Origin of the sequence: Polymorphospora sp. NPDC050346 (assembly GCF_040655695.1) — a bacterium.
Classification (GTDB): Bacteria; Actinomycetota; Actinomycetes; order Mycobacteriales; family Micromonosporaceae; genus Polymorphospora; species Polymorphospora lycopeni.
Genome location: NZ_JBFAKM010000001.1, coordinates 252,489 through 277,385, shown reverse-complemented (window position 1 = coordinate 277,385; position 24,897 = coordinate 252,489). Strand labels below are relative to the sequence as shown.

Below are 24,897 nucleotides of genomic sequence, written 5' to 3'. Positions count from 1 at the left end.
GCAGGTCAGAGCGGTGGACCGGCTTCACGCCGGAGCGTAACTAAGGCTAGCCTTAGCTCCGGTCGTGCGATGTCGACGGGAGGTCACGCAATGTCGAGCGGAGGTCAGTCGGTGACCGTGCAGGACCCGGTCGGCGCCGACCCGCACAGTTGCGAGGAGTACGGGTACGGCCTGGGCCGACCCGACGGGATCCTGATCCTCAAGTACCGCTCGGCGGCCCTGCTCGACTTCGGGGAGAGCCGGCAGGACTTCCTGCACCAGTTCTACTGGTCACCCACCGGCGTGCTCGCCACCCGGCACGGGACGCGGACCCGGTTCGTCGGCGGCGGGGAGGTGTTCTGGGTGCACCGGGCCGTCACCCACGAGGTGCGGGCGGCCGACCAGCAGACCGTCTACCGGGTCTGCCTGCGCCAGGTGCCGCCGGCCCTGGCCGACCTGCGCGCCGGCGCCGCCGCCATCGACGACGAGGCGGCCCGGCTGCTGCCGGTCATCGCCCGCAAGGGCTGCGCCGAGGACACCGCGCTCACCGCCCGGGCCCGCATCATGGCCGGACTCGGCGCCCCGGTCGCCGAGTCGTCCGCCGGTCCGGCCGGCGGCCCCGGGTTCGCGATGACCGTCGCCCGGGCGATCTCACACGATCCCGGCGACCCGACCCGTCTCGACGAGTGGGCCGACCGGCTGCACATCAGCGTCAAGACCCTGCAACGCGACTTCGAGCGGGAGTTCGGGATGCCGTACTCGCGGTGGCGGACCCGGCTGCGCCTGCTCGCCTCGCGGGTGCTGCTGGAGACACATCCGGTGACCGAGGTCGCGCACCGGGTCGGGTACGCCAGCCCGTCGTCCTTCATCACCGCCTTCGCCCGGGAGTACGGCTACACCCCGGGCCGCCACACGCCCCGGGAGACGACCTGAACGGGGATCATGCCTACTCCCCGTGACTGTCCACGATCGGACTGACGCCCGGCGTGCCGGTGCCCACGATGGGGGGTAGGCCGTCGTAGACGATTCCGTTCCAGGTCCGCCGCCTCGGCCGCCCGGCCCGAGGAGGCCCGCGTGTCCGATCCGCAGCGTGGACGCCGCGTAGCCAGCGACGCCTTCACCCAGATCACCGCAGACATCGACGACGACAGGTTCGCGGGCATCCCCGCGGACGCGCTGGTGGCGCACCGGCGCGACGAACACCAGATGCTCCTCGCCGGCCGGCCGGCGGACGCCCTGTCCGGGCTGGCGCCCGCCCGGCGGCTCGGGCCGTACCGGAACCGGGCCGGCGTCGACATCTGGTTCGACGTGTTCGCCGCGGCGCGCCGGCTGGAGGTCCGGGCCGGCGGGGTCACCGCACCGGCCCTGGTGCTGACGGCGGCCCGACCGCCGGTGGTCACGCCGCGCACCACGACCGTCGACGTCGGTCCGGGCACCGTCTGGGTCCGGGGCGACCTGCTCGACGCCGCGCTGCCCGCCGACGCGTACGTCGGGGTGCGGGTGCGCGCCGGGGCGCTGCGGCTCGCCGGCGCCGCGACGGTCACCGGCGACGTCGTCGAGTTCGGCACGCCGCTGGAGGGCTCGGTACGGCTCGAACCGGAACCCGACGACCCGGCGGCCCGCGGCTCCGTGCTCCCGGAGGCGTTGACGCTGTGGTTCCGCTCCGGCGGCAGCCGGGTCGAGGGAGCCGCCGGCCGGGCCGAGGTCTGGGGCCGGGTGTTCGACCTGCCGGGCCCGACCGGCGCCCGGACCTTCCTTGAGCCACTGTGGACGCTCGTGCTGGAGTACGACGTCGATCCGCGCACCCTCGACCCGGCGGCGGCCGACACCGAACTGGTCCGGTACGCCGGCACCGGTCGGGTCACCGGCGCCGGCCTGGGGCTGCCGGTCGTGGTCGCGCCCGACCCGGCGATCCTCGGCACGGCCGCCGTCACGCCACACTGGTGCCTGCGGGTGAGCGGCCTGACCGCCCGCTGGTACGGGCCCGACTCCCGGCCGCACGAACTCGGCGACGCGTGGCTCACCGTCGCCGGCACCGGCGTCACCGTCTTCGCCGAACAGGTCGCGCCGCTGCCCGTACCCGTCACCCACGAATTCGACCTGTGGGCGATCAGCGACGGCGGCGGGCAGCGGCTGCCCTGGCGGCAGCGGTACGACGACACGTTCCTGTTCCACCACCGGTGCCACGTCGCCGACGGCGAACAGCTCATGGTGACCGGGCGCGCCGACCTGGCCGTCGACCGGCCGGTCACCAGCGACGGCCGACCGGTCGTCACGCCGACCGGCGGTTCCGTGCTGCTGCTGCGCCACGCGGCCGGCACGGTCACCGCCCGGCTCGGTGCCACCGTCGCCGGCGGTCCGGCCGTCCACCAGTTCGCGCTGCGCAACGCGCTGGTGTGGACCACCGCACCCACGCTCGTCATCGTCGACGGCACCCTGGCCGACGCCCGCCGGATCGACGCCGGCACCGCGCAACTTCTCCTCCAGGCGTACGCGTGGGCGCCGATCCTGCCCGACCCGTACGTGTCGAACGTGTCCGTGCGCCGGCCGCGGATCGGGCGGGAGCCCCGTACCCCGTTGCTGTGCCGGGTCACCTGGACGGCGCCGGAGACCGTGGCGGTGTCGTTCGCCGGCCTGCTCGCCGGCAACCTCGCCGTCGGCGGGCGGACCGCGTCACCGGGCGGGTCGCGGCCGGTGCCGGCTCCCGACGGCGCCCCGGACGTCGGCCTGACCCAGGTCGAACAGGGCACGCTCACCTTCGACCGCGCCGGCGCCGCCGCCTGGAAGGCGGCGCGGACGGCCGAGGAACGCGGCCGTGGGCAGCGGGTCGAGGTGGCGCGGCGGGAGGACGAGCGGAGCCTCGCGATCGTCGACAACTACCTGACCGAGTTCCTCGGCCCGGCCCCGGGCCTGACGCTGCTCGACGTGTCGACGAACCAGGACCTGCTCGGCGTGGCGGTCGGTGACCGGTCCGACGGCCCCGCGCCGACCGGCGCCTTCCCGGTGGACGGCCTCGCCGTGCGGTCCGAGGTGGCCCGGATGCGGGTGGTCGCGCTGCCCCAGCACCAGTGGGAGCCGGTCCGCACCCTGGACGAGGACCAGGACCTCATGACGCTGGGCTGGTTCCCGACCCCGCTGGCCGCGGCCGGTGACGGCGGTGCCACCCAGGTCGGCGCCCGCTCGCAGCGGCTGATGCCGATCATTCCCGAGGACGCCCTGCACGGCACGGTCGAGGCCCACCGCGACGGCGAGACGGTCGCGGTCCGCACCACCTTCCCGTTCGGTCTGATCGCCGCGATCCGGTTGCAGCCGCAGGAGACGCCGGACCGGCGGGCCGACCTCTACGGGCTGACCCGGCCGGAGTTCCCGGAGGTGACGGCGCGGGGCGGCATCCAGATCACCGCACGGGCCGAGGGGGGCCGGCCGGACGGCGGTGGCGTCTCGCCGACGTTCGCCGGCCGGATGCGGCAGTTGCTCAACGGCGTCGACCTCACGTCCGGCGCTCCGCTCGGCCTGTCCGTGCTGGGCGCGACCGCCGGATCGGGCGGCAGCGTCGAGACGGTCTTCAACAACGACATGGCCGCCCGGCCCCGGGTCCCGGTCACCCGGATCGACCTGTCCGGCTACGGCGGTTCCAACTTCAGCGACTGGAACAACCCGTTCGCCGCGTTCAGCGAGGCGGCCAAGGTGCAGTTCCGGGTCCTGCTCGGCCGGACCGCCCTCGAGGTGGTCAAGGTCAACAGCGTGCTGCACCCGTGGGGCATCCGGGTCACCCGGTCGGTGACCATCGAACGGCGCCCCGGCGGTGGCGTGATCCGGCGGGACAGCGGCTGGCAGGCGTTCACCCCCGGCCTGTTCGACTACCGCTACTTCGACTCCGCCGCTGGCGACATCGTGGTGGCGCCGTACGGGTTCGACGCCGGGCTGTTCCGGGGCCTGTTCGACGTACGCACGATCCGGCCCGCGCCCGGCGCGGAGTTCGCGCACGGCGGCGCCCGGTTCGTCCCGTACTACTTCGACGCCGACGTGGCCCTCGACGGGCGCGCCGGCCGTACCCCGGCCCGGGGTGTCCTCGGCTACCTGCAGACCGCGCCGAGCGGCGTACCCGCCGGCGCCGACGCGCTGCGGGCGCTGATCGAGGCGCAGGGCCCGATCGGCGGACCCGTCGACACCTGGCTCGACCTCGGCGGCAGCGGGCTGCCGTTCCGGGCCCAGCGGGTCGAGGTCGGCGTGGCCATGGCCGGCACCGACCCGCTCTTCGTCGCGACCGTGCGCGGCGTACCGAAACTGCCGACGACCGGGGCGTGGTCGATGGTCACCCGGCCGGTGGCGGCCGTGCCGCCCGGCGGCGGCGAGGCGGTCCCGGTCGCCGACAGCCGGGGCGTCCCGGTCGTCCGCCGCTACCCGATCGCCTACCCGGCCGACGACTCGCTCCACGCCGAACCGCCACTGGCCGGCGTGCCCGGCCCGTACCGGTTCGCCGACGCCGCCGACCTGCTCACCCCGGCGACCCCGGCCAACGACTACGCCCTGCTCCAGAGCACCCCGACGCACGCCTTCCTGTTTCCCCGGCCGTCGGTGCCGGCCGCCGGCACCGCCCGGATCGAGGCCGGCGTACGGCCGGCGCTCGCCGACATCCTGGCCCGGTCGACGTCGAAGGGGGCGTTCCCGCCGCCGGCCAACACGATCGAGCTGACCGGCGGGCCGCACCTCGACGTCGGGCCGGGCGGTGAACTCGCCCTCTCCGCGCCGGTCGAGGTCGTCAACCATCCGACCCCGCTGCGACTGTCCGGCACCCCCGGCCACGGATCGAGCCTCTTCTACGACAGCGCGACGCTGCGGCTGGACCTGCGCTTCGACCGGTGGGACGTCGACTTCACCGGGCTGCGGATCTGGAGCGACATCTCCGGCCTGGCCGGGCTGACCGGCTCGCAGTGGCACGTCGTGGGCGGCTCCGACCGCCGGCCGCAGATCGCCGAACTGACCTCCCTGCTCCTGCCGGAGATCGAGGAGATCCTGCGCTACATCCCGACCTTCGGCGCCCGGGGCAGCCAGGGGCCGGTCGACCTGGGGGCCAGCAACGCCAAGCACGAGATCAAGATCAGCGTCCGGGTCGGAAAGACCATCCCGCCGACCACCGCCGTCTTCCCGGCCGGCAGCGGCGTCAAGCTGACCCTGTCGATAACCCAGAGCGCCGGCGTCGACCTGGCGACCGGTGGGGCCAAGGCGTCGGCGGCGTTCGGCGCCGAACTGGAGGGCAAGGTCCCGCTGTTCACCGTCGGGGCCGCCGCAGCGTTCCTCGTCGTCAGCGGCAAGGTCGGTTTCAGCCTCTCGTCGGTGAACGGCGTGATCGACAGCGAACAGCTCGAACTGACCGCGTTCGTCGGCATCGGCGTCGAGGGCACCATCGGCCCGTTCAAGGCGTACGCCTTCCTCGGCATCGGGTTCGTCCTGGTCTACGACGTGATCGCGGGCACGACGAAGTACGGCGGCCTCGTCGCGATGGAGGCCGGCGTCGACCTCGAAATCGTCAAGGTCAAGATCAGGGCCGAGCTGAAGGGCCTGGTCTACAAGGCCGACGGCGTCACCAAGTGCGACTACAGCGGATCGGTGAAGATCCAGGTCGACATCTTCCTGTTCCTGTCGATCAGCGCCACCTACCAGGTCACCGAGACAGCGGAGCTAGGGAGCTAGCGATGGCCACCCCACCCAGACTCACCCTCGTGCCGTACCTCCAGCGGTGGAACCCCGGCTCCCGTACCCTCTCGATCCGGCTTCTCGTCGCACCGACCGGCAACCCGCTCGCGCCGCTGCTCGCCGCGCCGCCCGCGGTTCCCGCGTTCGCCGACGCGAAATGGGCCTTCACCGTCCACATCAGCGACACCGCCGGCGCGCTGCCGCAGCGCACCCTGGTCGACCAGACGGTGTCGCTGCCGGCCACCGGGACGATCGGACACCCGCACTCCCGGGCCGTCTTCACCGCCATCAAGGACGCCCTCGACATCCCGGACTCGCCCGCCGCCGACACGTTCGCCCCCCAGGGCCGCGACCTGACCCGCCAGGTACGCAAGTACCTGCCGACGAGCTACCGGCGGTCCTTCCCGTTCGTCCGGCCCCGCACCTCGCTCGCCGTGGTCGACGACTCCTACCACTGCCTGATGAACTGCCCGCCGGAGCCCGAACCGGCCCCGCCACCGATGGTCGTCGGCTGGGGCGAAGCCCTCGCGTACGCCCTGCGCCTGCCCCGGCTCGCCGAGGTGCTCGGCCTCGTCGTCGACCTGGACGTGCCGCTCGACGCCGCACCCCGGCTGGCCGGCGGCGGCTGGCTGTGGGCCGAACTCGCCCCGGCCGGCGACTACTTCGGCCACGTCGTCCCGCGCCCGTTCGCGACCCGGGTCCCGGAACTGTCAGACACCGAACGGCCGGTCTTCACGCCGGTCGTCTTCCCGGTCTCCGACGACGCGACGGCCGCCGCCGCCCTCGGCAACTTCGACAAGGTGTTCGTCGAGGCGGTCCGGTTCGACGACGGGCACGCGAAGGTCGTGCACGCCCGGCAGCCGGTCAGCGCCGACCCGCTCGACGAGGACGGCACCGGCGCGCCCATCGCCCGGGACGAGGGCATCCAGCTCGCCTGGGACGACGAGGACATCCTCGAGGGTCAGAACCGGGCACTCGGCGCGCCGCCCGACGGCGAGGACCCGGTCCTCGCCCCGCGCGGCATCCTCGGCTACCGCGTCGACGTACGCCCCGCCGGCGGCACCACCTGGACGTCGCTGTCGGTGGTCAAGGCCCCGCTCGACATCGGTGTCGACCTGGGGGCCGCCGTCGAGGAACGCTGGACCGAGGTGGCGCCGGCCGAGCACAGCGGCCAGACCTGGCTGCCGGCCTGGTTCGCCAACTGGCGCGGTGGTTCGCTCGTCGTGGACACCGTCGACGAGCAGCGGCTGATGGAGGTGCCACCGGGCCGTCCGGAACCCGCCACCCCGGTCGGCGCCGACGCCGTCGAACTCCGGTACGGCAACCGGTACGAGTTCCGGGTCCGACTCGCCGACACCACCGGCGGCGGACCGGGCGTCGACAGCGCCCCGGGGCGCGGCGGTGAGGCGCCGACCACGACCATCCATATGAGACGCCACCGGGCGCCCGGCATGGTCGAGGTCGACCAGGTGACCGCGCCACCGGACGGCGCCCTGCCCACCGTCCGGATCCGGCGGCCACGGCTCGGCTATCCGGAGGCCGTCTTCGCCGCCGGCCCCGCCGCCCGCGCCGACCTCCTCGCCCAGATCGCCGCCAACGACACCGCGCCGCCCGACACCGCGAAACCGCCGACGATCCCCGACCCGGACGCCGCCCTCCTCCGCATCCAGGTGCTGCTCCGGGCGCCCACGTTCGACCCGCTCGCCGACGACGAGGGCTTCGTCGAGTGGTACACCACCACCCGCGCCTTCCCGGACGACCCGGCCGAGCCGCTCGACCTGGCCCTGTCCTGGACCGACGCCGCCGACTACCACGCCGTCGACGTCACCGCGCAACACGGCACCGTCGACGGGCCGGTCACCCTGGTGACCGCCCGCGACGTCCGCCTGCGGGTACGCGCCCTCGGCCCGGACGACCCCGGCTACTTCGGCAGCCAGCGGGCCCGGACCGGGCCGCCGGAGACCATCGACCTCCACGCGACCGCCACCGAGACCGACCCGCTGCGCCCGCTGCCGCCGGCAGACCGACTGCGGTCGGTGTTCCTGCGCCCCGACCCGGTCGGTGACCGGGCCCCGGCCCGGCCGGTGGTCGCCCAGAACCAGCCGACCCCCGCCCTGCTCGGCCGGCTCGCCGGCGCGCTCGACCTGGTCGCCGACGGCCCGCTGCTCACCGGGCCGCCCGGTGACCGGATCGCCTTCGGCTGCGCCGGGCTCACCCACCACGCCGCCCCCGACGCCTCCAGCCTCGAGTTCGGCGAACCCACCGAACTCGCCGACCAGTGGATCAACGCCGTCCAGGTCGTGGTCGACCGGGACTGGACCTGGCGCGGCAACGGATCACCGACCCTGGTCGTGACCAGGGCCGTCGACCTGCCCGACGCGCCCGGCGCGGCCACCGAGACGGTCGACGTCGGCGCCATCGAACTGATGCACACCGTCAGCGTGCAGGCGGCGAACCGGCCCGACCGCTCGTCGGTCCGGCTGCTGTTCCTCGACGCGCTGCCGCCCCGGTCCGGCCCCGACGGGCTGCCGTACGAGATGGCGGTCACCTACCGGGCCCGGTTGCTCTTCGAGGACGGTGCCGCCGTCGACCAGACGGTCGAGACCCTGCTGCCGGTCGTCACCCCGCCCCGGCAGGCGCCGCGGGTCGTCGCCGCGGGCATCGCGCTCACCCCCTACGGCCACGACCCCGGGTACGCCAGCACCACCCCGCGCGTACGGCGGCTCTGGCTGGAGTTCGCCGAGCCGCTCGCCGACCCCCGGGACGCGTACTTCGTCCGGCCGCTGACCGGCACCCCCGACCCGATGCTGCTGCCCGGCGTCGAGCCGGTCGCCGATCCGGTCGTCGTCGAAGGCGTCCCACTCGACCCCGAACCCGTCCGGGTGATCACCCCCGGCCAGGTGCAGGACCTCGCCGGCCTGGCCACCATGCAACGGCTCGAACCAAGCGCCGACAGCGACCGGCACTTCCTGGTGCCGCTGCCGCCGAACACCGACCCGAACTCACCGGAACTGTTCGCCTTCTACACGTACGAGATCCGGGTCGGCCACGACCGGGGCCCGGCGGCCGACCCGCTCTGGTCGACCGCGCAGGGCCGCTTCGGTGAGCCGCTCGTCCTCGACGGCGTCCAACACCCCGCGCCCGAACTGGTGTGCTCGGTCGTCGCCGAACCGGACGGGGCGGTGCGGACCCGGGCCCCGTACGCCGCCCCGTACCTCGGACTGCGGCGGGTGCTGCCACACCCGCCCAACACCGAACTGTGGACCGTGCTGTACGCCCGGGTGGTGCAGGCCGACGGCAGCACGAGCCGCAACGTCCAGATCGACCTGCGCCGGATGCGTCCGCCCCGGAGGCGGCGGACCGACACCGTCCCGCTGGTCGTGCAGGGGGAGACCCACTGGACCGGTGCCGAGGTGCGGGCGGCCCTGCAACTGGCCGGACTGCCGCCCGGGGCGCCGGTCAGCGCGCTCGCGGTCGAGCTGCTGCCCGAGCCGAACGGCGACTTCGCCGATCCGCTCGGCGGCGACCTCGGTGAGGTACGCATCCTGCGTACCTCACCGCTGGCCGGGGTGGAACGCGACTGCTGCGCGCCGTAGCCGGCCGGGTGCCGGGAGCGCGGGTCAGCGGGCGTTGACCACCGCGATCCCGGCCTCGCCGTCCTCGAAGGAGGCGAACAGTTCGGGCAGGGTCGCCGGTCCGACGTGATCGATGATCAGGACCGGCGGCATGTCGTCCGGACCGACGCCGACAATGAAGTCGGTGTCGGTCCGGATCTCGCGGTGCAGCAGCGTGACCCGGCCGTCCCCGATCTCGTCGGGCGGCAGCCCGGCCGCCGTGGCGGCCAATTCGTCGTCGCGCGACTTCAGGGTTCTCTCGATCACCGTCGGCCAGCCCAGCAACCGGACCGAGACCCGGTCGCCGATCCGCTCGCAGCGCGCCAACAGATCGTCGGGGAGCAGGTAGAACACGCCCTCCTCGCCCTCGTGTCCGTAGTCCAGCAGCGCCGAGACGATCCGCTCGCCCGGTCCACCCTGGATGTCGACACCGAGCACGAGGTTGAGGCCGTCGGCGTCCTCCATCGGCACCGTGGTGATCCACATGCCGGCCGCCGGGGTGGCGTCGACCGGGGCTCCCGCTTCGCTCATGGGCCGCAGTCAACCAGCCGGTCCGCCCCACCCGTACGCCGGGGCGGGGCGAACCGGCCGACGTCCGCCGGGGTCTTCAGATCAGCAGGTCAGAGCCTTACAGTTTCATGATCACGTGATCATCGGGACACACGCCGGACACGATCCGGCCAGAGATTGTGGCCATCCCTTCGCAACCAGGAGGTTCCATGCCCCCGACTCCTCCGACCGACGACGAACTGAACACGTTCATCCGCGCCCACCTCGCCTCGCTCGGCATCGACCTCGACCAGCTCCCCGCCGGCACCGCCGCCGACCCGGTCACCGGAAGCCCCGGCCGGGACTCCGTCCTCGCCTCGCTGCGCTCCTTCGTGCGCGGCACGGTCCCGGTCCTCGCCGCCTACCAGCTGCCCACCCCCGGCACCACCGACCCGGCGCTCGCGATGGCCCTGTCCCAGCAGCCCGCGCCGATGCTCTACCCGTCGATCAGCACAGAGTGGCGGCAGTCGTGACGACCGAGACGACACCGGACCAGCAGCCCCTCGACCGCACGATCGACCGCCGCGCCTTCCTGGCCCGCACCGCCGCGCTGACCGCCGCCGCCTCGGCCGGCACGGTCGTGCTGCCCGGACTGGCCGGCGTCGCCGCCGCGGCACCCGGCCCGGCCAGCGGCCCGGCCGCCGCGAGGTTCAACCCCGAACTGGACAAGCCGGCCGCGTACAACAAGCCCCGCGCGGCCACCATGGCCGACCCCACGGAGTGGACGGTCTCCGAGGCGGCCTGGATGATCCGGCAGAAGAAGATCACCCCGGAAGAGCTGGTCAAGGCCTACCTCGACCGGATCGCCGCGTACGAGCCGACGTACCAGGCGTTCAACCTGGTCCTCGCCGAACAGGCGGTCAAGGCCGCCAGGCAGCTCGCCAACCGGCCGCACCGCGGCCCGCTGCACGGCATCCCGCTGGCGATCAAGGACAACTACTTCACCGAGGGCGTGCCGACCACCGCGAACTCCTACCTGTTCAAGGACTTCGTGCCGCCGTACGACGCGACGTCGGTCGCCAAGCTCGTCGCCCAGGGCGGGATCGTGCTCGGCAAGACCCAGATGGGGCCGCTGGCCACCACCCGGGCCACCACCCCCAACGGCGAGATCACCACGGTCAACGCCTGGACGCCGACGAACCCGGGCACCAACCCCGGCGGCTCGTCGACCGGCACCGCCACCGCGGTCGCCGGCCGGCTCGCCACCGCCGGCACCGGCACCCAGACCGGCGGCTCGATCACCGCGCCGTCGAACGCGCAGAACCTGACCGGCCTCAAGCCGACCATGGGCCGGGTGTCGCTGGCCGGCATCATCCCGCTCAGCTACACCCGCGACCACCCCGGACCGCTGGCCCGCGACGCCAAGGACGCCGCCATCATGCTGATGGCGATGGCCGGCGAGGACCCGGCCGACCCGCGCAGCCAGGGCCTTCCGCCGGTGCCGAACCTGATCAACGCGGCCACCCCGCGGTACGACGGCGGCCGGCTGCGGATGCGCTGGAAGACCCGGATCGGCGTGCTCCCCGGATACGCCGACGGCACCTCGGCGACCGCGCTGGCCCGGCAGGCGTTCCTCGCCGCGCTGGCCGCCATCCCCGACGCCACCCTGGTCGACGTGCCGTACCCCGATGACTGGGACCTGCTCACCGGCACCGCGTTCAACAACGTACGGCTGCCCGAGCGCAGCGAGCCGTTCATGCCGTACCTGCGGACCGACCTGAAGGGCTTCGGCGTCTCGCTGACCGGCTGGCTCCAGGGCGCGATGCTCGGCGCGAACGCCTTCGTCACCGGACAGCGGGCCAAGCTGGTGCTGCTGGAGCGGGTCTTCGACCAGATCTTCAGCAAGTGCGACGTGGTGGTGCAGACCAGCCCGAACCCGTTCGACGCGATCGGTCTGCCGGAGATCGGCTTCCCGATCGGGTTCACCGCGGCCGGGCTGCCGATCGGCACCATCCTCGGCGGCCTGCCGTACGCCGAGGACCGGCTGCTGTCGGTCGTCGCCGCCTACCAGGCGGTCACCGACTGGCACTGGCGCCGGCCGGTGGACCCGCCGGTGGCGGGCGCGCAGGCGCGTACGGCTCCCGGCTCCCGCGGCCGGCTGACCGCCGAAGAGGTCGCCGAACTCAGCCAGTGAACCGGTCCGGCCGGTGCGACGCCGCGTCGCACCGGCCGGGCGCCGGTCTACCTCAGGTACGGTCCGGTGTCGCCGACCTTGCCGGGGGCCGGGTTGCCGGGCAGGTCGAGCACGTACGCCCGCAGGTTGCCCTGGCCGCTGACGTTCGCGGTCAGGGTGCCGTTGGTGACCGTACGGCGGTCACCGGTGACCGCGTCGGTGTAGGTGCCGTTGGGGATGCCGGTGAAGGTGGCGTTGCCGGAGACGGTGACCAGCACGAAGCTGTCCACCCCGCCGCCGGTGTATCGGCGCTTGAACGCCATGCCGCCGCTGATCCCCTCGGTTGAGTACTGGCCCTTCTGCAGGGCCGGGATCGCCCGCCGGATCTGGTTGAGCCGCTGGACGTGCTTGACCAGCGGTTTGTCCAGGGTCGCCGCGACCGGGCCGGTGGCGCCGGTGACCACCCCGAAGTCGGGTGCGGTGACGGTGCCCTCGATGTGGTCGCCGAAGTACGCCCGGCCGGTGGTGGCCAGCGGGCAGGTGGGCCCGCAGTCGATCCGGGCGCCCTTCTGGAACTCGATCTCCGAGCCGTAGTAGAGCGTCGGGATGCCCCGGAAGGTCCACATCAGACTCATGTTCTCCGCCCAGGCGGCGGTGCCGCCGGTGTAGCGGACCGACGACTTGTTCGGGCCGTAGTCGTGGCTGTCGACGTACACGACGTTGTAGGTGGCGTCGTTGTAGCTGTCGTCGGAGTCCTTGCCGTTCCAGAACGCGTTCCCGGCGTTGCCGAAGTTCATGTGCATCCGCATGTCGATGACGTTCATGCCGGAGAACCTCGAGTGGTCGGGGGTGTGGTAGCTGTTGCCGCGCAGGAAGGCGTTGTCGCTGGTCGGCTGGCCGCCGGTGCCGAGCAGTTGCTCGTGGTCGTACTGCTCGATGGCGGCGCGTACGTCGTCCGGGCTGTACTCCTTGCGCTCCTTCCAGGTGAAGAACTGGGCGGAGTGGTTGACCGAGCCGCGGTTCCACTTGTCGTTGACGAACGCGGCGACCTCGCCGAAGACGTAGAAGTCCTTGCCCTTCTCGCCGTGCTTGGCCACCGCGTGCTGCTGGAGGGCGGGCAGGAAGCGCCGGTTCCAGGTGACCCGGGGGATGTGTACGGCGGTGTCGATCCGGAAGCCGTCGACGCCCATGTCGATGTAGCGGTTGTAGGCGTCGATCAGGTACTGCTGGACGGTCGCGTTCTCGGTGTTGAAGTCGGCCAGGTCCTCGTGCAGCCAGCAGCTGCGCGAGTCCTCGCCCTCCCAGTTGCCGATCCAGCACTGGTGGTAGAGGTCGGCGGGGAAGAGCTTGTTGGTGGGCGACGGCCACTGGCAGTTGTAGAGCGCGTAGCCCTCCGGGCTGGTGCCGTTGCGGACGCCCCAGTTGAGGCACTGGTTGCCGGCCGGGACGGTGGTCGACCAGACGTCGCCGTTGTACGGCCTGCCCTTGGCCAGCGCGTTCTGCGCCGGGGTCAGCGCCGGGTCGTTTCCCTGGTGCTCGACCATCGGGTCGTACTGGCGGCCGGCCTGCTTCTCGCTGTACATCCACTTCCACTGCTCGTCGCGTACGCCGTAGACGGTGGGGGTGAAGAGGTCCTTGGCGCCCCAGCGCGAGCTGTGGTTGTAGACCACGTCCTGGAAGATCTTGATGCCCTTGGCGTGCGCCTTGTTGATCAGATCCTGGTAGCTGGCACCGGGTGTCTCCAGGCGCGGGTCGACCCGGTAGAAGTCCCAGCCGTGGTAGCCGTGGAAGTCGTAGTCCGAGCGGTTCAGCACCACCGGGGTGATCCAGATCGCGGAGAACCCGAGCCCCTTGATGTAGTCGAGCTTGTCGATCAGGCCCTGGAAGTCGCCCCGGAACATCGGGTCGTCGTTCGCGGCGTTGCCGGACCGTACGTGCTGGCTGCCGCCCCGGTTGTTGGACTCGTCGCCGTCGAAGAAGCGGGCGGTCATCACGAAGTAGATGGTGTCCTCGCGCGGGTCGCCGCCGAGCGGCGAGCCGTTGGTCGGCGCCGGGGGAGCGTTGCCGGTGGTCGCCGACGCCGCCGCGCTGGCCGCCGACCGGTTGCCGGCGGCGTCGCGGGCCCGGACCGTGTACGTGTACCGGGTGTTCGGGGTCAGCCGGTTGTCGACGTGGCTGGTCGTGGTCGCGGTGAAGCTGGCGGTGCCCTGCGGCCCGCCGGTACGGGTGATCTCGTAGCCGGTCACGCCCCGGTTGTCGGTCGACGCCGACCAGGCCAGCGTGATGCTCAGCCCGCTCGCTGTCGCGGTGACCCCGGCCGGCACCGACGGCGCCTCGGTGTCCGGCGGGGGCGGCGGGCCGCACGGGTCGGTCGCGTTCGGGGTCACCACACCGGCCCGTACGGTGCTGCGGCCGGTGCCGAGGGTGTAGTCCGCGCCGTTGTTGTTGTCCCACTGGCCAGCGCTGTTGAACGCCGCCCGGAGGCCGCCGGCGGTGCCGAGGGCGACGACCTTGCGCACCCACCCGGCGCAGGCGGCCTCCATCGCCACCCCCGGCACGCTCGTCCAACTCCCGCCGGTCGGCTGGTAGTGGATGTTCGCGCCGGACCAGCCCCGGGTGGCGGTGTGGTAGTAGACCTCGGCCGTGGCGCCGGTCGGCTCCGGCGTCGGCGCGCAGGGGTCGCCCGCGCCGACCGTGCCGCCGGAGACCCGGACGGTGCCGGTGCCGAGCCGGTAGTTGCGGCCGTTGTTGTTGTCCCAGACGCCGGAACCGTTGTTGAACACCACCTGGAGCCCGCTCGCGGTGCCGAGGTCGATGGTCTTCTTCCGCCAGCCGGTGCAGGCGGCCTCCATCGCGATGCCCGGTACGGCGGTCCAGGAGCCGCCGTCCGGTGCGTAGTGGACGTTGACCGTCGCGTTCCACGCGGACGGTGGCTGGTAGTAGACGGTGACGCTGTTCGCCGCCGCCGCGACGTCGAGGGGGAGCAGGCTCGCCGCCAGCGCGGTGGCGAGGGCGAGTCCGCCCCACCGTCTGCGAACCCTTGCTGTGCCTGGTCTCATGGGGAACTCCTGACCACGCGCACCGGCTCGGCCGGCGCGATCGGTGGAACCTCTTGCAGACAGCGCAAGCAGCGGGCACGCCATGGACCGGTGCTGCGCATCAGTCGTGCCTTATTTGGACAGAGACCAGTCCGGGTGCGACTGGTATTGCAAGACCTTGCAGAGTTTCCAGGAAGTTACCAGTCCAACGTGCATGACACTAGAGGTTCACAATGATCGTCTATGTTGCTAGGTTGTTGAGCTGCGGTCCTGGAGCCGTCGTCTCGTGCAAGAAGTTTCAGGCGTGCCGTGGGGGGTCGGGGTCGGGGTCGGCCGGGCGGCGGAGGTGGTCCGCCGGCGGCGCGGCCCTCCGGGGCGCTCCGGTGCCCTCCGGTCGCCCGGAGGGTGAGGTGCCTCCGGGAGTGATCCAGGGCAATGTGACGTATTCGCCCTAAAGCCGTGTTGGCCCTTGAAGTGGTCCGCAGATCGTGAACTCGAATAACGGGGTGTTGGCGTACGGCATCCGGATGGGTGTGGTGAATTCCGGCACACCGGTCGCAAGTCGCTCAATCATTGCCCCAGGTAACTCGATGTATTCACATCCTTGCCTTCGGAAGTGAAGGCTGTTAGCCTTCTGGCCACGGCCTTCTGATATGGGGTCGGCATTTCATTTCGCTGTTCGCGGTTCTGGTATTCGGAATCTCCCCGGCCGGCACGCTTTCGTTCATTGATTTGGACACTTATGCGATCAATGCGATCCATGTAATGGCAGCTCATTCGCCATCTGCCGTGAAAACGGAGGAAGACGCCCGACGGAGCCGCGATTTCCGGCTCTATTGGATGGCCGGAGCCATCGACCAGATCGGGTCGCAGGCGTCCGGAATCGTGTTTCCTCTGGTGACTCTCGCGGTGACGGGCTCACCGGCGGCGGCCGGACTGGTCGGCGCGCTGGCACTGGCCGGCCGGCTCGTCACCGCACCGGTGGCCGGTGTGCTCGCCGACCGGCTGCCGCGGAAGCGGATGATGATCGGCGCGCTGCTGCTCGCCGCCGCCGCGATGGCCGTGGTCTTCGTCGCGGTCGCGGCCGGGGTGCCGACGCTCACCCTGCTGGCCGGTGCCGCGTTCGTCGAGGGGATCGCGCAGAGCGGCTACGAGTCGGCCGGCGCCGGCGCCATCCGCCGGGTGCTTCCGGCCGACGACAAGAAGGCCCTGGCCCGGCTCGAGGCGCGCAACCACGCGGCGCAGATCGCCGGCCCGGTCCTCGGCGGCGCCCTCTACCAGCTCGGGCGCTGGGTCCCTTTCCTGGTCGACGTCGTGTCCTATGTGCTCGCGGCCGGTCTGGTGGCCGCCATCCGCACGGATCTCACGCCCGACCGGCAGGAGCGCACCTCGTTCCTGAGCGACCTGCGGGCCGGGCTGCGGTTCGTCTGGCACCAGCCGGTCCTGCGCTTCGTGACCATCTGGGCGGCCGGGATCAACTTCGTCTTCGGCGCGCTCATCTATTACGCGATCCTCACCGCCGGCCGGCAGGGCACCCCGGCAGTCTCCATCGGACTGCTGCTGACCATCGCCAGCGTCGGCGGGCTGGTCGGCGCGCTGGGCGCCCCCCTGGTCTTCAGCCGGGTCCGCCCGATGACGGTCGTCGTGTTCGCGTCGTGGGCCATGGTCGCCCTCGTCGTCGTGATGTCCCAGGCCCGCCAGACCTGGAACTACGGGCTGTTGTTCGGGCTGGTCTTCCTGCTCAGCCCGCTGCTGGGGGTCATCTTCCAGTCCCGGGCGATCGAGCTGACCCCCGACGGGATGCAGGGCCGCGTGGCCACCGTGATGGGAACCGTGGGCGAGGTGCTCCAGACGCCGGCACCGCTGCTGGCCGGCGTGCTGGTGGCGTGGCAGAGCCCGACCGTGGTCGCCCTGGTCTTCGCCGCCGCGCTGGCGGTGCTGGCCGCGTACACCACCGCCAACCTGCGCCGGCTCGCCGCCCCCGTCGACACCGGGACCGGCCCCGAAACCGACCAGGACGCCGGCGCAGCCGGCCGTGGAACCGACCAGGATGCCAGCGCAGCCGGCGGTGGGGCCGGGCAGGACGCCGGCCCGGCCGGCCGGGAAACCCAGGCGACCGAGGAGGTCCGCGGATGAGTCGCGGCTACCGGCTCTTCTACCCGGCGCTGCCGGTGCTGGCCGAGCATGCCCCGCACCGGGCCGTCTACGTCGGCGACGTCGACGGCCGGTGCGAGATCCTGGCCTGGGACCGGCGCGACGGTACCGCCCGACAGGTCACCGACCGGGCCACCGGCACCATCCGCGCGGCCCTCGACCCCACCGGGAACACCGTGTGGTGGTTCGACGACGACCTCGCCGGCGTCGGCCGGTGGCGGATCTGCGACTTCGACCGGCCCGACCGGTCCGTCGAGGCGCTGCCCGGGGTCGCCCCGGCCCGGCACGGCGGCATCGCGACGGCGACCGACGGCACCACCCTGGTCGGGCTCTCCGGCGACGACGGGCTCGTCCTGCACCTGCGCACCGCCGACGGGCGGATCACCGAGGCCGCCCGGATCCCCGGATACGCGTACCTGGTCGACCTGGATCCGGCCGGCCGGCTGGTCGCGGTCGGCGCCGACGCCTCGGCCGGCGCGGCGGTCACCGTGCTGACCGCCGACGGCGAGCGGGTGGCCGGGATCGCCGGCCGGCCCGAGCGGCGGGTGTGGGCCCTCGGCTTCGCCCCCGGACCGGGCCCGGCCCGGCTGCTGCTGGTCGTCGAGGACGGTGGCGGCTACCTGCCGGCGACCTGGACCGAGACGGACGGGCTGACCCGCCACGACTGGTGCCGGTTCGACACCGAGGTCACCGCCGGCTGGTTCGCGGACGGGCGGCGGATCCTGGTCCGGCAGGACCGGCACGCCCGCAGCCTGCTGTACGAGGTGGACCTCGACGGGCGCACCCGGACGGTCGTCGACACCCCACCCGGCAGCGTCCTCGACGCGGCCGTCTGGCCGGACGGCGACATCGCCTACATCTGGAGCGACTCGGTCACCCCGCCACAGCTGCGCTCCCTGCGTGGCGTGGAACTGCCGTACGGGCCGACCGGGCCGGACGGCCCGAGCGCACCGGACGACACGGCGACGACCGACTGCCGCCGCGACGAGATCTGGGTGCCCGGACCGGGCGGCCCGGTCCACGCGCTGGTGGCCACCCCCACCGACCGGGAACTGCCGCGGCCGGCCGTCTTCCTGGTCCACGGCGGCCCCTTCCAACACGCCCGCGACGCCTACGACCCGCTGGTCGAGATCCTGGTCAGCACCGGCTGCACGGTGGTCCGGGTCAACTACCGGGGCTCCAGCGGCTACGGATCGGCCTGGCGCAACGACTTCGGCGCCGGGGTCGGCCTCACCCAGCTGGAAGACCTCGCCGCGGTCCGCGCCCACCTGGTCGCGCAGGGCGCCATCGAGGACCGCCGGGTCGCCCTGTGGGGCACGTCGTGGGGCGGCTACCTGACCCTGCTCGCGCTCGGCCGGCAGCCGGACCTGTGGCGGCTCGGGGTGGCGATCAGCCCGGTCGCCGACTACGTCGCGGCGTTCGAGGCGGCCACCCCGGCTCTGCGGGAACTGGACGTCCTGCTGTTCGGCGGCACCCCCGACCAGGTGCCGCAGGCGTACGCCCGCGCCTCGCCGGTTACCTACGTCGACCAGGTCCGGGCCCCGGTGCTCTTCGCGATCTCCACCGGTGACGTGCGCTGCCCGCCGGCGCCGGTCGAGGCGTACGCGAAGCTGCTGGCCGCCCGGCGGGTTCCGCACCAGGTGGTCCGCCGGCAGGCCGGGCACGAGGACTTCGACGCCCAGAGCCACCTGGCCCTGATGCAGACGGTGCTGCTGTTCATGCAGCGCCACTTCGACGGCGTGCGGGAGGAGGGCACGCCGGTCGCGCTCGCGATGGCGCGACCGGCGGGCTGACCCCGTCGGCACGCGACCCGGTCCCGGCGACGCGGAGAGGAGGTGAACGACATGCGCAAGAACGTTGTCGAGAACGACCCGATCAACGGCAACCGCGACCAGCTCCGCAGCTCGAACGTCACGGTCACGGTCACGGTCAAGGTCAAGTTCTAGGTCCGGCCGTACGGGGTGCGGGCCGCCGGGCCGGCGGCCATTCGTGCCGGCGTGGCGTCCCCACCCCGTATCCGGTCATCCGGCCCTGGCGGAAAACGAGAGGAGAGGTTACGTGCGGATTCTGCTGGTCAACATGCCATGGACTTCTATCGACGTCCCTTCACTGGCGCTGGGAATTCTCACCAACAGTGTCCGCCAGAAGCTGCCGGATGCCGAGGTCGAGGTTCTCCACGCCAACCTCGATTTTGTCGACTGGGTGGTCGACCGGACCGAGTTCGGATTGAGCGACTACTACTACTATTCGCTGTTCACCTATTTCGCCGGCTGCGGCGACTGGGTCTTCTCGTCGGCCCTGTACGACGATCCGCAATGGCGGGTGGAGGAGTTCACCAGCCGGGTCCGGGACCAGATGACCGAGCGGGAGCTGGCGCTCAACCTCGAACTGCACCGGATCGCCCCCGAATTCGTCGCCGAGCTCGCCGCCCGGATCGTCGAGCGGGCCCCGGACGTGGTCGGCTTCACCTCGACGTTCCAGCAGAACGCCGCCGCCCTGGCCACCGCCAAGGCGATCAAGCGGCTGGCGCCCGGCATCCACACCGTCATGGGCGGCGCCAACTGCGACGGCGAGCAGGGCGCGGCCATCCACCGCAACTTCGCCTTCATCGACTACGTGGTCCGGGGCGAGGGCGAGACGGCGTTCCCCCGGCTGCTCGCCGCGCTCGACGCCGAGCGAGCCACCCCGGCCGCCGACCCGTCGGGCGCCACCGGCCTGGCGGACGCGCTCGCCGGCATCGAGGGGCTGTGCTGGCCCGGCCCCGGCGGCCGGCATGTCGCCAACAAGATGAGCACCACGCCGCTGCCGCCGGCCGAGATCGTCGCCCCCGACTACTCGGGCTACTTCGAGCGCCTCGCCGGGTCCCGGGCCCGGCACTGGGTCGAGCCCCGGCTCGTCGTCGAGGGCGCCCGCGGCTGCTGGTGGGGCGAGAAGCACCACTGCACGTTCTGCGGTCTGAACGGGTCGTTCATGCAGTTCCGCAGCAAGCACCCGGGCCGCTTCTACGAGGAGATCATCGGCCTGGCCGAGCGGCACCAGGTCCTGGACATGTTCGTGGTCGACAACATCCTCGACATGTCGTACGTGACCTCGCTGCTGCCCCGGCTCGCCGAGTCCGGCTACGACCTGCGGCTGCAATACGAGATCAAGTCCAACATGAAGAGTGCCCAAGTGCAGGCCCTCGCCGACGCCGGCCTCGTCAGCGTGCAACCCGGGATCGAGAACCTGAACAGCCGGGTGCTGAAGCTGATGGACAAGGGCGTCACCGGCTGCCTCAACATCCGGATGCTCCGCGACGCCGAGACCAGCGGGATCACCATCGCCTGGAACTACCTCTACGGCTTCCCCGGCGAGACCGACGACGACTACCTGTCCGTCGTCGAGCAGATGCCGGCCCTGCACCACCTGTGCCCGGCCGACGGCAGCACCCGCATCGCCATCGAACGGTTCAGCCCGTTCTTCGTCAAGCCCGAACTCGGCTTCACCGACCTGCGCCCGGCCGCCCAGTACCGGCTCATCTACGACCTGCCCGAGTCCGAGCTGATGGACCTCGCATACCTCTTCGACGTACCACCGCAGGGCATCGACGAGGAGACGGCCGACCGGCTGGAGCGGGCGGTCACCGAATGGCAGCACGAGTACGCCCGCAGCAGGCTCTCCCACCACGACCTCGGTGACCAGATCGTGCTGGTCAGCCGCCGGCGCCACTTCGACTGGCACGTCCTGCGGCTCACCGACCCGGTCGAGGTCGCCGCCTTCCGGCAGCTCGACCAGCCGCACACCGTCGCCGCCCTCGCCCGTCGGCTGTCCAGCCCCGAGCCGGCCGTGGCGGTGCTGCTGCGGCGGTGGCGCGAACTGGGCATCGTCTTCGAGGACGCCGGCCAGTTCATCCAGATCGCGCCCAAGGCGATGAACCAGGACCTGCTCCGGATCGACCACCTGCACCAGGAGCGGGAGGCGGCCCGGCAGGCCGCCGCCGCGCAGGAGCCCGCCGTACTGACCGCCGTCTGAGGGGACCGAACGTGCCCAGCACCGACACCGACCTGCGGCCCATCCCGGTGGGCCTCGCCCGCGACCACGACCCCGAGGTCATCGCCGTCCCCGGCATCGACATCGGCCCCGCCGAGCTGCGCGGCCCGGCCGCCGACGCCGTCGTGCGGTGGCTCCGGGACGGCGTACGCAAGGTCGTCCTGCCGGATCCCGTCGACCTGACGGTGGCCGGCGGTGCGCAGGCCGTCGACACCGTACGGCGCCTGGTCCTGATCCGCGAACTGACCAGCCACGGCATCGCGGTCGACTGGCGGCTGCGGCTGCCCGGCGAGGAGGAGCAGGAGTGGCTGCCGTACGGCCACCTGCGGCCGCCGCTGGAACTGCTGCCCCCGCCCGGGACGGGGGGTGGAGACCCGGCCGGGCAGCTCGCCGACTGGCGCAAGGCGTTCTACTTCGACAAGTGCACGTACCGGCGTGGGCCCGGATTCGTCCAGGTGCGTGACCGCCGGTCCGGCCGGCTCAACCTGATCACCATCGACGACCCGGCCTACCTGGCGGTGCTCGACCAGCTGATGGACGGTGCCGACCTGACCACCGTCGACCTCGACATCGCCCGCGACTTCGGCGAGGAGGGGCTGGTCACCAAGGTCGGCGACCTCCTGGTGTGGCTGCCCTACCGGCTGCGCCGCTGGCCGCTGCCGTCCATGGTGGTCTGACCCGGGTGGGCCGGGCTAGAAGTCGACCCGCATCACGACCCGCCGCCGGGTGGGCCGGCTGACCTCGGTGTAGCCGGCGGCGGCGAAGATGCTGCGGCTGCCGACGTACAGCTCGCCCCAGACCAGGTCCTGCCCCGCCTCCGTGATCATCGGATAGCCCTCGACGGCCCGGGCGCCGCGCTCGCGGGCGAAGTCGACGGCGGCCCGGGCGAGCGCCCGGCTCACCCCCCGGCGACGGAACCCCACCCGGGTGACGAAGCAGGTCACGGCCCAGACGCCGGGGTCGCCCGGGTCCTCGTCGCGTCCGCTCCACGGGACCCGGGCCCGCAGCAGGCGTACGTATTCGGTGCGCGGCTCGACCGCGCACCAGCCGACCGGTTCGCCGTCCAGGTAGGCGACGAGGCCGGTCGTCGTCTTCGCGTCGGGATCGCCGCAGTTGGTCTGCTCGCGTAGCCGGCGGGCCCGTTCCTCGACCGGAGCCGACCGCCACGACGAGTCGGCGTGCCGGAAGTGCTGGCACTGGCAGTTGGCGGCCTCGCCGCGGGTGCCGAAGACGGCCTGCAGGTCGTCCCCGCTCGCCTCATTGGCCGGTACGACGGAGATCTTGCCGCCCGCGTCCGTCCGGGCCGTGCCTGCCATCTCGAACACCTCCACCGGCGCGGCGTGCCTGACCCGTCACGCTACCGATGGTCCGGGCGTCTGTTCGTCCCGACGGGCCGGTGAAAGGCATGACCCATTGGTCGTCCGGCGCCGGCAGCGGATTCCGGCGGCCGTGTCGGGTGGCGGCGGTCACGTCACGTCCCTCGGTTGTCGCCCGTCTACCCGCTATGAGCCTCCACGCAAAACGCGTCATCGTCCTGGTGCTCGCGCTCTCCGCCGCGGTTGTCGGTATCTGGGCCGCCGGCTTCCCCGTCTCGTTCTACGACGACTTCCCGTTGCCGGGGCGCAAGTGGGTCTCGACGTTGGGTCCGTACAACGAACACCTCGTCCGCGACGTCGGCGGCCTCTATCTCGCCCTGATGGTGCTCAGCGTCTACGCCTGGCGCCGACCCACGGTGGCGGCGGTACGTATGGCCGGCGCCGCCTGGCTCATCTTCAACGCCGAGCACTTCCTGTGGCACATGCTGCACCTGGACATGTTTCCCACGATCGACAAGGTCGGACACGTGGTCGCCCTCGGCGGGGTCCTCGTGCTGTCGATCCTGCTGCTCCTGCCCGACCGCCGGCCCGCGCCAACTCTCGACACACCCCGATGACGTCCCGGTCCTCGGCGCCACCTCCGGGCGGCAGGCGCCAGGCCACTGAGGAGCCGTCCCAACCTCGGCCCGCATCCGGCACGGGTATCCGGGAAATCGCCGGATCTGGCCGGACACACGAATAAGGCCGCTGACCGGTTTACGCCTGGTCAGCGGCCTTTCGTGCTGGTCATCGGTGGTGCCCCCGGCAGGATTCGAACCTGCGCCCCCGCCTCCGGAGGGCGGTGCTCTATCCCCTGAGCTACGGGGGCTCAGCGACCACGGAAGAGTATCAGGGCCCCTGCTGTCCCGCCCAACCGGTATCGCCCGTGTCGGCGCCCGGCCGGGTCGCGGTGCCGCGTCCACAACTCGGCAGCGGGTGCAGCACGATCCGGGCCGGCGTGCGGCGGGGACTGTCGACCGAGGCCCACGATCCGTCGACGACGACGTGGACCGTACGGTGGTCGGCGCCGCTGAGCCGGAGCAGGAAGTCGCGGGGGACCGACCGGTCTGCCCACGGTGTGGTGATCATGAAACGGATCCGACCCCGGGCGGAGACGGCCGACAGTACGTCGGCGGTCGGTGCCACGCCGTGCAGCCGGGTACGGCCGACCCAGTACAGGTCGGCGTGGTGGTCCAGCGCGCTGCGGACGATGGCGGGGTATTCGGTGTCGACCCAGTGGGCGACCGCGCCGGCGCACAGGCCGCAGGCGCGTTCCACGGGCTCGCGTGGGCCGAGGCCCCAGCCGCGCAGGTAGCGGCCGATGATCCGCGGGGTCATCGGGATGTCGTAGAGGTGCTCGACGAGTTCGGCGACGCTCTGCCGGGTCCACAGTTCCTCGTCGAAGCCGACCTGGTCGGGCAGCCGGCCGCGGAGCACGTCGATGAGATCGAGTTCCTGCTCACGGGTGAGCGGGTCCGCCTGCTCCGGCCCGTCCGTGCGGCGGGTGACGACCGCGCCGTCACCGCCGATCGTGTGCCGCCGGCACCAGCTGGCGACCGACCGCCTGGTGTCTCTCAATACAGCCCGCACGTCCGGACAACGAGCCCGGGACGGGCGGGGTCGCCGTCAGCGCAGAGAAACTACGCAAACAGCATGGTCGGACATTTCAGGAGGTAAGTCGCTTCTCGAGGGTGTCGAAGTTGGCGAGCTCGGTCTGCTGGGTGTTCTTCATGGTGGTCGCGACCTTGATGACCTCGGGGTCGTCGGTCATGTCGATGATCGCGTCGGCCATGTGGATGCCGCCCAGGTGGTGGTCACGCATCAGCTGGATGAAGAGCAGGTCGACCTGTGGCCCGGTGGCGGCACGGAGCGCGGCCATCTGCTCGGGGGTGGCCATGCCGGGCATCAGGTTGCCCCGGTCGCGCATCGCCTCGGCCCCGTCCGGCATCCACGCCATCGGCGCCTGGGAGCCGGACGCCGCCACGCCCCAGAACCGCAGCCAGGTCTGCATCGTGCCGATCTCGCCCTGCTGGGCGGCGGCGATGTCGATGCCGATCTGCTGGGTGTCCGGGTCGGTGGCGTTACGGAAGGCGATGAGGCCCATCTCGACCGCCTGCGCGTGGTGCGCTGACATGTCCCGGGCGAACCCGACCTCGGGCGAACCCTCGCCGGGACGGGTCAGGGTCGGCGTGAGCCAACCGCCCGCGTAGCCGGCGAGCAGGCCGGTGACGAGGGCGATCACCACCACGGCCAGGCCGTAGCGCGGGGCGGGCCGGCGCTCGGTCGAGTCGCCGGGAGCCGAGGTGCCGGTGTTCGTCGGCACCTCGGCCTCCACGGATGTGGCCATTCGCGTTCCTTACCGGTCGGGT

15 protein-coding genes and 1 tRNA gene are annotated in these 24,897 nt (G+C 72.3%); 10 read left to right on the top strand and 6 right to left on the bottom strand.

Annotation, left to right across the window (positions count from 1 at the left end; all coding sequences use genetic code 11):
* Positions 1-111 precede the first annotated feature (111 nt).
* From AB0I42_RS01120 to AB0I42_RS01110, 3 genes are all read left to right on the top strand, one after another.
* On the top strand, positions 112-912 hold the full coding sequence (locus AB0I42_RS01120; protein WP_357532978.1) for an AraC family transcriptional regulator: 801 nt from the start codon (positions 112-114) through the stop codon (positions 910-912).
* A 141-nt stretch (positions 913-1,053) separates the two neighbouring features.
* Positions 1,054-5,673 carry a hypothetical protein gene (locus tag AB0I42_RS01115; RefSeq protein ID WP_357532977.1) on the top strand — a complete coding sequence of 1,540 codons (4,620 nt, stop codon included), beginning with the start codon at positions 1,054-1,056 and terminating at the stop codon, positions 5,671-5,673.
* Positions 5,674-5,675: 2 nt separating this feature from the next.
* Positions 5,676-9,272: a hypothetical protein gene (locus AB0I42_RS01110; protein WP_357532975.1), complete on the top strand. Its 3,597-nt coding sequence runs from the start codon at positions 5,676-5,678 to the stop codon at positions 9,270-9,272.
* A 24-nt stretch (positions 9,273-9,296) separates the two neighbouring features.
* On the opposite strand, the gene AB0I42_RS01105 is transcribed toward AB0I42_RS01110, so the two are convergent.
* Positions 9,297-9,821 (bottom strand): hypothetical protein, encoded by a 525-nt coding sequence (locus tag AB0I42_RS01105; RefSeq protein WP_357532973.1) that lies wholly within the window; start codon positions 9,819-9,821, stop codon positions 9,297-9,299.
* A gap of 188 nt (positions 9,822-10,009) precedes the next feature.
* Here AB0I42_RS01105 and AB0I42_RS01100 point away from each other — a divergent pair, with 188 nt between their 5' ends.
* Positions 10,010-10,312 carry a hypothetical protein gene (locus tag AB0I42_RS01100; RefSeq protein ID WP_357532972.1) on the top strand — a complete coding sequence of 101 codons (303 nt, stop codon included), beginning with the start codon at positions 10,010-10,012 and terminating at the stop codon, positions 10,310-10,312.
* On the top strand, positions 10,309-11,973 hold the full coding sequence (locus AB0I42_RS01095) for an amidase (RefSeq protein ID WP_357532970.1): 1,665 nt from the start codon (positions 10,309-10,311) through the stop codon (positions 11,971-11,973). The genes AB0I42_RS01100 and AB0I42_RS01095 overlap by 4 nt, the downstream gene beginning before the upstream one ends.
* A gap of 47 nt (positions 11,974-12,020) precedes the next feature.
* Here the strand turns inward: AB0I42_RS01095 and AB0I42_RS01090 are convergent, their stop codons facing one another.
* The gene (locus AB0I42_RS01090; RefSeq protein WP_357532969.1) at positions 12,021-15,011 is read right to left on the bottom strand and encodes a carbohydrate binding domain-containing protein; all 2,991 of its coding nucleotides are present in this window, start codon (positions 15,009-15,011) and stop codon (positions 12,021-12,023) included.
* A gap of 744 nt (positions 15,012-15,755) precedes the next feature.
* Here AB0I42_RS01090 and AB0I42_RS01085 point away from each other — a divergent pair.
* The 4 genes from AB0I42_RS01085 to AB0I42_RS01070 all read left to right on the top strand — a co-directional run bounded on the left by AB0I42_RS01085 (position 15,756) and on the right by AB0I42_RS01070 (position 21,850).
* Positions 15,756-17,126, top strand: coding sequence for an MFS transporter (locus AB0I42_RS01085; protein ID WP_357532967.1), 1,371 nt, complete (start codon positions 15,756-15,758; stop codon positions 17,124-17,126).
* A complete protein-coding gene (locus AB0I42_RS01080) occupies positions 17,123-18,937 on the top strand; it encodes an alpha/beta fold hydrolase (protein ID WP_357532965.1) in 1,815 nt (604 codons plus the stop codon). The genes AB0I42_RS01085 and AB0I42_RS01080 overlap by 4 nt, the downstream gene beginning before the upstream one ends.
* 265 nt (positions 18,938-19,202) lie before the next feature.
* Positions 19,203-21,155 (top strand): RiPP maturation radical SAM C-methyltransferase, encoded by a 1,953-nt coding sequence (locus tag AB0I42_RS01075; protein WP_357532964.1) that lies wholly within the window; start codon positions 19,203-19,205, stop codon positions 21,153-21,155.
* Positions 21,156-21,166: 11 nt separating this feature from the next.
* Positions 21,167-21,850: a DUF5825 family protein gene (locus tag AB0I42_RS01070; protein WP_357532962.1), complete on the top strand. Its 684-nt coding sequence runs from the start codon at positions 21,167-21,169 to the stop codon at positions 21,848-21,850.
* Positions 21,851-21,865: 15 nt separating this feature from the next.
* On the opposite strand, the gene AB0I42_RS01065 is transcribed toward AB0I42_RS01070, so the two are convergent.
* Positions 21,866-22,489 carry a GNAT family N-acetyltransferase gene (locus AB0I42_RS01065; RefSeq protein WP_357532960.1) on the bottom strand — a complete coding sequence of 208 codons (624 nt, stop codon included), beginning with the start codon at positions 22,487-22,489 and terminating at the stop codon, positions 21,866-21,868.
* Positions 22,490-22,677: 188 nt separating this feature from the next.
* On the opposite strand from AB0I42_RS01065, the gene AB0I42_RS01060 reads away from it, so the two are divergent.
* The gene (locus AB0I42_RS01060) at positions 22,678-23,106 is read left to right on the top strand and encodes a hypothetical protein (protein ID WP_357532958.1); all 429 of its coding nucleotides are present in this window, start codon (positions 22,678-22,680) and stop codon (positions 23,104-23,106) included.
* A gap of 176 nt (positions 23,107-23,282) precedes the next feature.
* Here the strand turns inward: AB0I42_RS01060 and AB0I42_RS01055 are convergent.
* The 3 genes from AB0I42_RS01055 to AB0I42_RS01045 all read right to left on the bottom strand — a co-directional run bounded on the left by AB0I42_RS01055 (position 23,283) and on the right by AB0I42_RS01045 (position 24,875).
* A tRNA-Arg gene (locus AB0I42_RS01055) sits at positions 23,283-23,357 on the bottom strand.
* A 20-nt stretch (positions 23,358-23,377) separates the two neighbouring features.
* On the bottom strand, positions 23,378-24,118 hold the full coding sequence (locus tag AB0I42_RS01050; RefSeq protein ID WP_357532957.1) for a winged helix-turn-helix domain-containing protein: 741 nt from the start codon (positions 24,116-24,118) through the stop codon (positions 23,378-23,380).
* A 76-nt stretch (positions 24,119-24,194) separates the two neighbouring features.
* Positions 24,195-24,875, bottom strand: coding sequence for a DUF305 domain-containing protein (locus AB0I42_RS01045; protein WP_357532956.1), 681 nt, complete (start codon positions 24,873-24,875; stop codon positions 24,195-24,197).
* Positions 24,876-24,897 lie beyond the last annotated feature (22 nt).